General features: G+C 68.8%; 11 protein-coding genes. 7 read left to right on the forward strand and 4 right to left on the reverse strand.

Features of this window, described 5'->3' with window-relative positions; translation table 11 throughout:
• The first annotated feature begins 27 nt into the window (after positions 1–27).
• The 5 genes from OG817_RS17905 to OG817_RS17925 all read left to right on the forward strand — a co-directional run bounded on the left by OG817_RS17905 (position 28) and on the right by OG817_RS17925 (position 4253).
• On the forward strand, positions 28–540 hold the full coding sequence (locus OG817_RS17905) for a DUF402 domain-containing protein (protein WP_406056065.1): 513 nt from the start codon (positions 28–30) through the stop codon (positions 538–540).
• Between the two features lie 205 nt (positions 541–745).
• A complete protein-coding gene (locus OG817_RS17910; protein ID WP_406056067.1) occupies positions 746–1243 on the forward strand; it encodes a DUF402 domain-containing protein in 498 nt (165 codons plus the stop codon).
• Between the two features lie 4 nt (positions 1244–1247).
• Positions 1248–1832, forward strand: a complete 585-nt coding sequence (locus OG817_RS17915) for a dihydrofolate reductase family protein (protein WP_406056069.1) — start codon at positions 1248–1250, stop codon at positions 1830–1832.
• A gap of 97 nt (positions 1833–1929) precedes the next feature.
• The gene (locus OG817_RS17920) at positions 1930–3837 is read left to right on the forward strand and encodes a Na+/H+ antiporter (protein ID WP_396389891.1); all 1908 of its coding nucleotides are present in this window, start codon (positions 1930–1932) and stop codon (positions 3835–3837) included.
• Entirely contained in the window at positions 3837–4253 is a 417-nt protein-coding gene (locus OG817_RS17925) for an HIT family protein (protein ID WP_396389889.1), read from the forward strand. The genes OG817_RS17920 and OG817_RS17925 overlap by 1 nt, the downstream gene beginning before the upstream one ends.
• On the opposite strand, the gene OG817_RS17930 is transcribed toward OG817_RS17925, so the two are convergent.
• Positions 4250–5893: an alkaline phosphatase D family protein gene (locus OG817_RS17930; RefSeq protein WP_406056071.1), complete on the reverse strand. Its 1644-nt coding sequence runs from the start codon at positions 5891–5893 to the stop codon at positions 4250–4252. The genes OG817_RS17925 and OG817_RS17930 overlap by 4 nt on opposite strands.
• A 59-nt stretch (positions 5894–5952) precedes the next feature.
• Entirely contained in the window at positions 5953–6525 is a 573-nt protein-coding gene (locus tag OG817_RS17935; protein ID WP_406056073.1) for a HEAT repeat domain-containing protein, read from the reverse strand.
• Between the two features lie 81 nt (positions 6526–6606).
• Between OG817_RS17935 and OG817_RS17940 the strand changes: the two genes are divergently transcribed.
• Complete coding sequence (locus tag OG817_RS17940) at positions 6607–7212, forward strand: RNA polymerase sigma factor (protein ID WP_406056075.1); 606 nt, start codon at positions 6607–6609, stop codon at positions 7210–7212.
• Entirely contained in the window at positions 7209–8264 is a 1056-nt protein-coding gene (locus OG817_RS17945; protein WP_406056077.1) for a hypothetical protein, read from the forward strand. Before OG817_RS17940 ends, OG817_RS17945 begins: the two co-directional genes overlap by 4 nt.
• 77 nt (positions 8265–8341) lie before the next feature.
• On the opposite strand, the gene acnA is transcribed toward OG817_RS17945, so the two are convergent.
• A complete protein-coding gene (gene acnA / locus OG817_RS17950) occupies positions 8342–11116 on the reverse strand; it encodes an aconitate hydratase AcnA (protein WP_406056079.1) in 2775 nt (924 codons plus the stop codon).
• A gap of 143 nt (positions 11117–11259) precedes the next feature.
• Positions 11260–12192 carry an LLM class F420-dependent oxidoreductase gene (locus OG817_RS17955; RefSeq protein ID WP_406056081.1) on the reverse strand — a complete coding sequence of 311 codons (933 nt, stop codon included), beginning with the start codon at positions 12190–12192 and terminating at the stop codon, positions 11260–11262.
• Positions 12193–12200: the final 8 nt, after the last annotated feature.

Genomic DNA, 12200 nt, shown 5'->3' on the forward strand with positions numbered 1-12200 from the left:
GCTCTACGTCTCACTTACAGTGATCGCATGGAGATGGTGCGCACGCTGTTCCAGAAGTACGACGGACAGCCGCATCGCCTGGTGGAAGCCGTTCGGCTGGGTGAGGACGAGCACGGCCTCTGGGTCGGCTCGGTGCCGGGCCAGCGCGGCCGCCGCGCGGACGGCACCTGGGTCTCCATCGATCACCACCGGGTCCGGCTGTTCCCACACGGCCAATGGTGGAGCGCTCTGTTCAACGACGACCCGCACCAGACCCGGATCTACTGCGACGTGACCATGCCGGCCGAGTTCGGCGTCGACACCGTCACCACCGTCGACCTCGACCTCGACATCCGGCTGATGCGCGACGGCACGGTGCGCGTGATGGACGAGGACGAGTTCCGCCAGCACCAGGTCACGTACAACTACCCGCCGCAGGTCGTCGCCACCGCGCAAGCCACCTGCGACTGGCTGGCCGCCCACATCCTCACCACGGAACCCTTCACCACGGCGTACCTGCCGTACCTGGAGCAGATCCGCGCGCTCAATCCGACTGCTTGAGCGCACCAACCGGCCCCCACCGGCTAGGAGCCCCCCTGAGCCGGCAAGGGCCGATCAACGGCGCCGGTCTCGTAAGAGGCCGACCGGACCATGCTCGAACACCAAGCGTGTCTGGTCCACACCTCAGAGCAAAGTTGCACGAAGCTGCAGATCTTGGACTCCAGGACCGACAGGGGGTGCAACCCTGCGCCGATAGGTTGAGCGCATGCGGAACGTCCGGGTGGTCTATCGCAAGTACGACGAGAAGCTGCACTGGCACCAGTGGATGCGCTACCTGGGCGAGGACGAGTACGGCGTATGGCTCGGTGCCCCGCCGAACTCGGTGGCGCAGCGCGGCAACGAGCCGGAGATCGTCCAGTCGCAGGCGGTGGTGCAGTTGTTTCCGCGGGACAAGTGGTTCACCGCGGCCTTCAACGACGAACCGCGCTGGACCGAGATCTACTGCGACATCACCACGCCGGTGGAGTTCGGCGAGGACGTGTTCACGATGATCGACCTCGATCTCGATGTGATCCGGCGGCGGGACGGGACGACGGTCCTGGTCGACGACGAGGACGAGTTCGCCGAGCACCAGGTGAAGTACGGCTACCCGGCCGACGTGATCAAGACGGCGCGGGAGACCTGCGACTGGCTGGTCGGGGCGGTCGTGACCGAGGAGCCGTTCCTGACCGTTTACAAGACCTACCTGGACAAGGTGCGGTAGCCCGATGGCCACGATCCGGGTGTACATGACCATGTCGCTGGACGGGTACGTCACCGGTCCCCAGGACAGCATGGACGATCCGATGGGGGTCGGCGGGTTCCGGCTGTTCAACTGGCTCGACCGGCGCAACGACCCGGGAGTGAGTGGCCAGGTGGTCGAGGAGTCGATGGCCACCCGGGCGCTGATCGCGGGACGCCGTACCTATGAACACGCCGGTCACTGGCAGGGCGACCACCACAACGGCGTTCCGATGTTCATCCTGACGCACAACGTGCCGGACGGACCGCCGCCGGGCACCGTTCACTTCGTCACGGACGCGCGCGAGTGCGCCGCACAGGCCCGCGAGGCCGCCGGCGACGGAGACGTGATGGTGCACGGAGCCGGCGCGACGCAGGCTTTGCTCCAGGCCGGTGAGGTCGACGAGCTCGAGATGCACGTCGTACCGGTCCTGCTCGGTCAGGGGCGCCGCCTGTTCGACAACCTGCCGCCGGATCACGTCGAGCTGGAACTGATGCGGCAGCTGACCCCGGGCGACGAGGTCGACCGCGCGCAGCAGGTCACCCACCTGCGCTACCGCGTGGTGCGGTGAACGCTCAGCGTCAGCGGCGACCCCATTGACCAGGTCCCGGCTCCGCTGAGGGCGAACCAAGGGGGCCGAACCGGCTCCGCACTGCCAAACTGTGCGCGTGCATATCGCGATCGAGGTCGTGGCCCTCGTCGCCGTGGTCGCGGCCGGAGCCGCGCTGGCCCGGCGGCTCGGGATCTCGGCTCCCCTGCTGCTGGTGGTCATCGGGATCGCCGCGTCGTACCTCCCGTTCGTCCCCCGGGTCGAACTCGAGCCCGAAGTCGTCCTGGTCGGCTTCCTCCCGCCGCTGCTGTACTCCGCGGCGATCAAGACCAGCCTGGTCGACTTCGCCCAGCACCGGCGCTCGATCGGACTCCTGTCGGTCGCGCTGGTCGTGTTCACAGCCCTTGGCGTCGGCCTGGTCGCGTACTGGCTGCTCGGTGTGGTCGCGGAGTCCCAGGGCCAGGAGCCGCTGCCGTTCTGGGCCGCCTTCGCGATCGGCGCGGTCGTGGCGCCGCCGGACGCCGTCGCCGCGACCGCGATCGCGAAACGGGTGGGTCTCCCCCGCCGGGTGGTCACGATCCTCGAGGGCGAGAGCCTGCTGAACGACGCGACCGCGCTGGTCTGTCTCCGGACGGCTATCGCGGCGGCGGTGGTCGCACCGACCGTCCTGGACGTCAGCCTCGACTTCCTCCGCGCGGCCGGTGGCGGTGTCGCGATCGGCCTGCTCGTCGCCTTCGTGCTGGCCAAGGTCCGCCGCCGCTTCACCGACCCGGTGCTCGACACCACCCTCAGCCTGACCGCGCCGTTCATCGCCTACATCGCAGCCGAGAACCACTACGTGCACGCGTCCGGCGTTCTGGCCGTGGTGGTCACAGGGCTGCTGCTCGGCCACAAGGCGCCGATCATCCAGTCGGCCAAGTCGCGGATGTCGGAGCGCACCAACTGGCGGACGTTCCAGTTCCTGCTGGAGAACACGGTCTTCCTGCTGATCGGCCTGCAGACCCGGTGGATTCTGGACGATCTGTCCGAGAGCCCGCTACCGGGCTGGCTGATCGCGGCGACGACGATCGCCGTGTACCTCGCCGTCGTACTGCTCCGGCCGATCTGGATCATCCCGACCACTCTGCTGTCCCGGAGGGTTCTCGGTCCCTCCCGGCCCGGACCGGTGTCCTGGGGGGCGCTGATCGTCGTCTCGTGGGCGGGTATGCGCGGTGTGGTGACGCTGGCCGCGGTGTTCACGCTGCCGGAGAACACGCCGGACCGCGAGGTCCTGGTGTTCATCGCTCTGGCCGTCACCGCGGGCACTCTGCTCGTGCAGGGATCGACGCTGCCCTGGGTGGTACGGCGGGTGCGGTTGCCCGGACCGGACCCGGCGGAGGATGCCTTGCAGGAGGCCGCCGTACTGCAGGGAGCGCATCGTGCCGCGATCGAGAAGCTGGATGAGATCGCCGGGCCGGATGACCCGCCGGAAGTGCTCGACATTCTGCGTCAGCGGGGCGAGGCACGGGCGCAGGCCGCGTGGGAGCGGCTCGGCCGGCCGGAGACCGAGTACGAGACTCCCAGTGAGGCGTACCGACGGTTGCGGATCGCGATGCTGGGGGCCGAGCGGGAGCACATCCTGAAGGTCCGGGATGCGGGGCTCGTCGCCGACGAGGTGCTGCAGCGGGCGCAGATCGCACTCGACATCGAGGAGTCCGTCCTGGACCGCGACGAGGACGACGACGTCGGCGGGCAGTCCGAGGACCTGCGGATCAAGATGCCGCCGGGTGGCGCCTGCAAGCACCTCGAGCAGGCCCCGCTGGTGCTACCACCTAACACGCCGGACGGGTGTGAGGAGTGCCTGGCCGAGGGCAGTACGTGGGTGCATCTGCGGCTGTGCTTGGGTTGTGGCCATGTCGGGTGCTGTGACTCATCGGTGATGAAGCACTCGAGCAAGCACTATGAGGAGACCAAGCACCCGGTGATGCGCAGCTTCGAACCGGGTGAGAACTGGCGGTGGTGTTTCGTGGACGAGAAGCTCGGCTGATGGCGGACTGTCTGTTCTGCTCGATCATCGCCGGTACGACGCCGGCTCAGATCGTGCTGGAGACCCCCGAGATCGTGGGCTTCCTGGACATCCGGCCGGTCTTCAAGGGCCACACGCTGATCGTGCCGCGTGAGCACGTGCTCACCATGGTCGAAATGACCGACGAGCTCCTGGTGCCGCTGTTCGGCGCGGCCCGGTCGGTGGCTTCCGCGGTCCGTACGGCGTTCGATGCGCAGGGGTCGTTCGTCGCGGTCAACAACGTGGTCTCGCAGTCCGTCCCCCATCTCCACGTGCACGTCGTGCCACGGACGAAGGGGGACGGACTACGCGGCTTCTTCTGGCCCCGCACCAAGTACGCCGACGAATCCGAAGCCGCGGAGTACGCCGGCAAACTACGGGCCGCCCTGGCCGGTTAAGGCCGGGCGGTTTCCCAGGCGACTGTGTCGTCCGCGGTGGATGCGGCCAGGGTGCGGGCGGCCGCCGGCGGGTTGTCGGCGGTCAGGTTCAGGCCGGGGTGGCGGTCTTCGATGGTGAATTGGGCCCGGGTGAAGACCTCGGCGTCCTTGGTTCGGACCGACGGGACGGTACGGAAGTCGGCGACCAGGGAGTCGCGGGTGATCGTGGTGTTCACGTAACCGCGGAGGTTGTTCTGGAACTTCAGGTGTGGGTTCCACTTCAGCCACGGGTGCGCGGTGGTGCCGGAGTCGGCGCCGTCGCCGCCGGTCGTGATCGACGAGCAGATCAGCTCCGACCCGACCGTGGCCGACGCCGGGTCGTCGTAGTCCAGCTTCAGGTCCGACGCCCAGTGCGCGTGCACGTCACCGGTCAGTACGACGGCGTTCCGCACCCGCGCGTCGACCCAGCCCTTGGTGATCCTGGCGCGTGAGGCGACGTACCCGTCCCAGGCGTCCATCGAGGTGAGCTTCAGCGGACCCTCGTTGTTGTCGCGCTGGGCGAAGAAGACCTGCTGGCCGAGGATGTCCCAGCGGGCCTCGGAGCGACGGAACCCGTCGATCAGCCACTTCTCCTGCCGCGCACCGGTGATGGATCGCTTCGGGTCGACCGCGGCCGGGCAGTCCTTGTACCCGTCGTCGCACCCCTGGTCGTCGCGGTACTGCCGGGTGTCGAGCATGTGGAACGTCGCCAGCTCGCCCCACTTCACCCGCCGGTACAGCTGCATGTCGATCCCGCGTGGCTTCGACGACGCGCGCAGCGGCATGTTCTCGTAGTACGCCTGGAAGGCCGCGGCGCGGCGGGCGAGGAAACCGTCCTCCGGCTTCTCCGGGGTCTCGTCGGCCCAGTTGTTGTCGAGCTCGTGGTCGTCCCACACGACGAGCCACGGCGCGACCGCATGCGCCGCCTGCAGGTCCTCATCGCTCTTGTACTGCGCATGCCGCTGCCGGTACGACGCCAGGTCGGTGGTCTCCGGCCCGTCGTGGTCGCGGACGTTCCCACCGGGAGCGACGTACGTGTTCTTGGTGTACTCGTACTGGTAGTCGCCGAGGTGCAGGACGAGGTCGGGGTGGTCCTGCGCCAGCCGCCGGTACGCCGTGAACCAGCCATGCTCGAACTGGGAGCAGGAGACGAACGACATCGCCAGCTCGCGCGGCGTCGTACCGCGGGCGGGCGCTGTCAGGGTCCGGCCGACGCGAGACACGTGGCCTTCGGCGCGGAAGCGGTAGTAGTACTCGTGGCCCGGGTGCAGGCCCTGGACGGTCACGTGGACGGAGTGGGCGTGCTCGGGGCGGGCGACGGCGACACCGGAGCGCACCACGTGGTGGAACCGCTCGTCGGTGGCGACCTGCCACTGGACGGCGTACGCGCGACTCGGCATGCCGCCGAGGCCGTCGTCGGCCACCGGGTCCACGGCGAGCCGGGTCCAGAGCACGAACCCGTCCGGCCACGGGTCGCCGCTGGCGACGCCGAGGGTGAACGGGTCCTGCCGGACCGGGGTCGCGGCAGCAGTCGTCGGGGTGGTCAGGGTCGAGGTCAGGCCGGCCACAGCCGCAGTGGAAGCCAGACCGGCTTTCAGGACGGATCTACGGGAGGTCTCCATGGGCCGACCGTTCCCGCCGAGGGTGTGCGGCGGCTGACCTCCAGGTGACCATCGGGTGACTAAGTACGCCGTTCGAAACGGCGATCAAGCCGCTTCTCCAAGCGGGCCAGCGCTGCCTCGGCGGCTGCGCGCACGGCCGGGTCCGGATCGTCGGCCAAGTCCTGCAGCGACTCGGCGTGCTCGGCCTCGCCGGCGGCCCCGATCGCCCGGGCGGCCGCGGCGCGGACCCGGGGAAGCTCGTGCGACAGATCCGGGACGAGCGCGTCCACCAGTTGACCCAGCTCGTGCTTCGCGGTGATGCGGGCGACGTGCTCACGAACGCGCCAGGCCGGGTCGTTCACGGCGACCAGGAGTGCGTCGACGACATCGTCGCGCCAGACGTAGAGGAAGACCCGGGCCGCCCAGACCCGGATCCAGTAGTAGTTCACCGGGTCGACCGGCTCCGACCAGCCACCCGGGTTGACGCTGCCCGTGATCGCCGCCAGCTTCGGCAGGTCGGCGCCGTACGCGTCCTCCCCCGAGATCTCCCCGGTGAGGAAGGCGATGCACCAGTCGATCACCGTGTCCTGCCCGTGCTCGGCACACGCACGCAGCACGACCTCGCGGGGATGGTCACGACCCTCGGCAGCCATACGGTCAGTAAAGCCGCACCCGCCGACAAATTCTCGACGCCGACCTGTAACGACCCCCGCGGTCCCGGACATGGATCCGATATGACGAGTACGCCGAGTCCACCCCGACCCCGACCGGTGGCACTTCGCGCCGTTTCGGATCGTGAACTCCGCTTCCGCGAGCTCTTCGAGGACAACTACCGGCAACTGCTCGGCTATGCGCTGCGACGCGTGGCCTCTCCCGACGACGCCGCCGACATCGTCGCGGACACCATGCTCGTGGCCTGGCGCCGGTTCGACGAGGTACCGGCCGACGGCACCGCGCGGCTGTACCTGTACGGCGTGGCCCGCCGCGTCCTCGCGAACCACTGGCGCGGCGAGATCCGGCGGGACCGGCTGGCCGAGCGGCTGCGCTTGCAACTGGCCGAGGCCGCGCCGGACCAGACCAGCCTGGCCGACTCCACGGTCGCGATCCGGGAGGCACTCGCCCAGTTGAGCGACAACGATCGGGAACTGCTCATGCTCACCGGCTGGGACGGCCTCGATCCGCGCGAGGCCGCGGTCGTGCTCGGTGTCCCGGCCCGCACCGTCCGGACCAGGTTGCACCGGGCCCGGGCGAGATTGCGCCGGGTCGTCGGAGACGCTTTCACCGGTGCCGGACACGTACGGGATGACCAGCACGCGCCAGCGGTTCAGGAGGAGCAATGAACGACCACGAGCTCGACCGGCTGCTCGCGCGGGCCAACCCGTTCGGCGACGACTCGGTCCGGCAGCTGCCGGCCGATGCCGCCGCGTCCGACCTGTTGGAGGAGATTGTGACCACCACCGCACCGACCCCTGAGCTCAGACCGAACCGCCGGCGCCGGACCATCATCCTGGTCGCGGCCGCGGCGGCGATCGTCGTCGCGCTCACCGGTGTGTTTTTCCCGCGCGGCAACCCCGTCGCACCGACGTCGGCGTACGCCGCTCAGGCCCGCGCTGTCGCGGAGGCGAACCAGCGGCTGCTCGTCGACGCGCCCGGCTGGAAGGTCAGCCGGGTCGACGAGTTCACCGCCGACCTCGGTGAGATGACATTTGCCCACGGCAACCAGCGGCTCGACGTGTTCTGGCGGCCGGCGAACCAGTACCGGACGTACTCCGACGACCGGGCCCACGACAACACCCACCAGCCGATCGAGCTCCTCGGCCAGGACGGGACGATCTTCCGGTACTTCGGCTCCACGGACTTCACCACGATCCTGGAGCCGAAGGGCAACAACTTCCTCGAGATCCGCGCCGACCTCGGCTCGGAGGCGGCGTACCGCGAGCTGATCGGGAAGCTGAAGTCGGTCGGCGTCGACGAGTGGCTCGATGCCCTGCCCGCGTCAGCGGTCAAGCCGGCCGACAACAAGAAGGCCGTCGACGGGATGCTCGAAGGCCTGCCGCTGCCGGACGGGTTCGACAAGGCGCCGCTCTACCAGCAGACCGTCAACGACCGGTACCAGGTCGGAGCCCGCGTCACCGGTGCCGTCAGCTGCGCGTGGCTGAACCAATGGACCGCGGCGAAGAAGTCCGGTGACAAGGCGAAGGTTGCCGAAGCGGTCGCCGCGATGAAGACCAGCCACAGCTGGCCGATCCTGAAGGAGATGGCCAAGGGCGGCGACTACCCGCGCGTGCTCTGGTCCTACGCCGACAGCATCGCGAAGGACCAGGCGCCGGCAGGGCTGACGAGGACCCCCGATGCGGAGCTCGGCTACGTGGACGGCCTCGGCTGCAAGTAGTCCACAGACGAGTACGGCGTACTCCGGTTGAGGGGCCGGAGTACGCCGTACTTTTGTTGCTGTCAGCCCGCTTGCTGTCAGCCCGCGATCAGGGAACGGAGCACGTACTGCAGGATGCCGCCGTTGCGGTAGTAGTCGGCCTCTCCTGGGGTGTCGATCCGGACCACAGCGTCGAACTCCTGCACAGAGCCGTCGGGCGAGGTCACCTTGACGTGCACGGTGCTCGGGACTTCTCCGTCGTTCAGCGCGGTGACGCCGGTGATGTCGAACGTCTCCTCGCCGGTCAGGCCGAGCGACTCGGCGGTCTCACCCTCGGGGTACTGCAGCGGGAGAACACCCATGCCGATCAGGTTCGACCGGTGGATCCGCTCGAAGGACTCGGTGATCACGGCCTTCGCGCCGAGCAGCGCCGTACCCTTGGCGGCCCAGTCCCGCGACGAACCCGAGCCGTACTCCTTGCCGGCCAGGATCACCAGCGGCGTACCGGCCTCGGCGTACGATTGCGCCGCGTCGTAGATCGAGGTGACGGGGGCGTCGTCCTTGGTGAAGTCGCGGGTGAAGCCGCCCTCGGTGCCGGGGGCGATCTGGTTGCGCAGCCGGATGTTCGCGAACGTGCCGCGGATCATCACCTCGTGGTTGCCACGGCGCGACCCGTACGAGTTGAAGTCCTTGCGCGCGACGCCGTGGTCGGCCAGGTACGTGCCGGCCGGGCTGTCGGCCTTGATCGAACCGGCCGGGGAGATGTGGTCGGTGGTGACCGAGTCGCCCAGCTTGGCCAACACCCGGGCACCGGCGATGTCGGTGACCGGCTCCGGGTCCTTCGCCATCCCGTCGAAGTACGGAGGCTTGCGCACGTACGTCGAGTCGGCGTCCCAGGCGAAGGTCTTGCCCTCGGGCGTCGGCAGCGACTGCCAGCGCTCGTCACCGGCGAACACGTCGGCGTAGTCCTTGGTGAACATCTCCTTGCTGATCGAGGAGGCGATCACCTGCTCGACCTCGTCCGCGGCCGGCCAGATGTCCTTCAGGAACACGTCGTTGCCGTCCGTGTCCTTGCCCAGGGAATCGGTCTCGAAGTCGAAGTCCATCGTCCCGGCCAGCGCGTAGGCGATCACCAGCGGCGGGCTCGCCAGGTAGTTCATCTTGACGTCGGGGTTGATCCGGCCCTCGAAGTTCCGGTTCCCGGACAGCACCGAGACGACCGCCAGGTCGGCCTCCTGCACGCCGGCCGAGACGGGCTCGGGCAGCGGGCCGGAGTTCCCGATGCAGGTGGTGCAGCCGTAGCCGACGAGGTGGAAGCCGAGCTTCTCCAGGTACGGCGTGACGCCGGCCTTCTCGTAGTAGTCGGTGACGACCTTCGACCCGGGCGCGAGCGACGTCTTCACCCACGGCTTGGACGCCAGGCCCTTGTCGACCGCGTTCTTCGCCAGCAGGGCGGCCGCCAGCATGACCGACGGGTTCGACGTGTTCGTGCAGGAGGTGATGCTCGCGATCACGACGTGGCCGTGGTCGAGCTCGATCTCCGCGCCGTCCATGCTGATCGTGGTCTTCTTCGACGGACGCCCCGGGCCGCCGTGCGGCACGTGCGGCTCGTCGTTCACGTTGCCGTGACCGTTCGGCGCGTCGCTGGCCGGGAAGCTCCCGGTCTCCGACGGGTCGACGTCCAGCTCCTCGGTCGCGTAGTCGGTCAGCGCTCCGCGGAACGCCTCCTTGGCCTCGCTCAGCGCGACCCGGTCCTGCGGCCGCTTCGGCCCGGCGATCGACGGTACGACGGTCGACAGGTCCAGCTCGAGGTACTCCGAGAACCGCGGCTCGACCGACTGGTCGTGCCACAGGCCCTGCTCCTTGGCGTACGCCTCGACCAGCGCGACATCCTGGTCGCTGCGGCCGGTCAGCCGCAGGTAGTCCAGCGTCACGTCGTCGATCGGGAAGATCGCGCAGGTGGAGCCGAACTCCGGGCTCATGTTGCCGATCGTGGCGCGGTTCGCCAGCGGAACGGCCGCGACACCCTCGCCGTAGAACTCGACGAACTTGCCGACCACGCCGTGCTTGCGCAGCTGCTGTGTGATGGTGAGCACCACGTCGGTCGCGGTCGCACCGGCCGGCACCGCGCCGGTCAGCTTGAAGCCGACGACCTTCGGGATCAGCATCGACACGGGCTGGCCGAGCATGGCCGCCTCGGCCTCGATGCCGCCGACGCCCCAGCCGAGCACACCGAGGCCGTTCACCATCGTGGTGTGGCTGTCGGTGCCGACGCAGGTGTCGGGGTAGGCCACACCGTCACGGACCATCACGGTGCGGGCGAGGTGCTCGATGTTCACCTGGTGCACGATGCCGGTGCCCGGCGGGACGACCTTGAAGTCGTCGAACGCGGTCTGGCCCCAGCGGAGGAACTGGTAGCGCTCACCGTTGCGCTGGTACTCGAACTCGACGTTGCGCTCGAACGCGTCCGGCCGGCCGAAGACGTCGGTGATGACCGAGTGGTCGATGACCAGCTCGGCCGGGGCGAGCGGGTTGATCTTGGTCGGGTCGCCACCGAGCTCGGCGACCGCCTCGCGCATGGTCGCGAGGTCGACCACACACGGCACACCGGTGAAGTCCTGCATGATCACCCGGGCCGGGGTGAACTGGATCTCGGTGTCGGGCGCCGCGTTCTGGTCCCAGCTGCCGAGCTTGGTGATGTGCTCGGCGGTGATGTTCGCGCCGTCCTCGGTGCGCAGCAGGTTCTCCAGCAGCACCTTGAGCGAGTACGGCAACGTGTCCGCGCCCTCGATGCCCGCCAACCTGAAGATCTCGTACGACTGTCCGTTGACCCCGAGTGCACCCTTGGCACCGAAGCTGTCGACGCTGGCCATCAGCCTGCTCCTCTATCCGGTCCTGTTCGCTGAACCCATCCTGCCGAGCACCCGGCCCGGCCGCGAGGTCAGGTCTCCCTAACCTCGCGCCACAAACTCTCTCGACATCAAGATACACGACATCGAGCCACCCTCGTGACCCTTCAGGAAACCTGTGGAAGAACCTCGGCGGCGATGAGGTCGAGGTGGTCCAGGTCCTGCAGGTCCATGATCTGGACGTACTGGCGCTGCGATCCGGCCGCGGCGAACCGGCCGAGGCGATCGACGACCTCGGCGGGGGTGCCGGCGATCGAGTTCTGCCTCAGGTCGTCGACGTCGCGGCCGATCGCGTCGGCGCGCCGCCTGACCTCCGCGTCGTCCTTGCCGACGACAACGGTGTGTGCGGTCGAGAGGGCGAGCGTCTGGGGGTCGCGGCCGGCTGTCTCGCAGGCCGCCTGGACCCGCTTGAAGAGCGTCTCGGTCTCCTCGACCGAGCGGAACCCGGCGTTGAACTCACTCGCGTACTGCGCCGCGAGGGCCGGCGTACGCTTCTTGCCCGCACCGCCGACAATGACCGGCGGGTGTGGCTGCTGGACCGGCTTCGGCAGCGCCGGCGAGTCGGTCAGCTGGTAGTGCTTGCCGACGAAGTCGTACTTGTCCCCCACCGGCGTGTCCCACAGGCCGGTGATCAGCTCGAGCTGCTCGGTCAGCAGGTCGAAGCGGCCAGGGGTGTCCGGGAACTCCAAGCCGTACGCCTTGTGCTCCGCCTCGTACCAGCCGGCCCCGAGGCCCAGCTCGGCGCGGCCGCCGCTCATCTGGTCCACCTGCGCGACCGTGATCGCGAGCACGCCCGGATTGCGGTACGTCGCCGAACTGACGAGCGTGCCGAGCTTGATCCGCTGCGTCTCACGGGCCAGGCCGGCCAGCGTGATCCACGCATCGGTCGGTCCTGGCAGGCCGTCGTGGTCGCCCATCACCAGGTAGTGGTCGGACCGGAAGAACGCGTCGAACCCGTTCTCCTCGGTCTTGCGTGCCACCGCGAGCAGATCGTCGTACGAGGCACCTTGCTGGGGTTCGGTGAAGATCCTGAGAAGCATGGCGCCAA

Origin of the sequence: Kribbella sp. NBC_00889, assembly GCF_045207705.1 — a bacterium.
In the GTDB taxonomy this organism is placed as follows: Bacteria; Actinomycetota; Actinomycetes; order Propionibacteriales; family Kribbellaceae; genus Kribbella.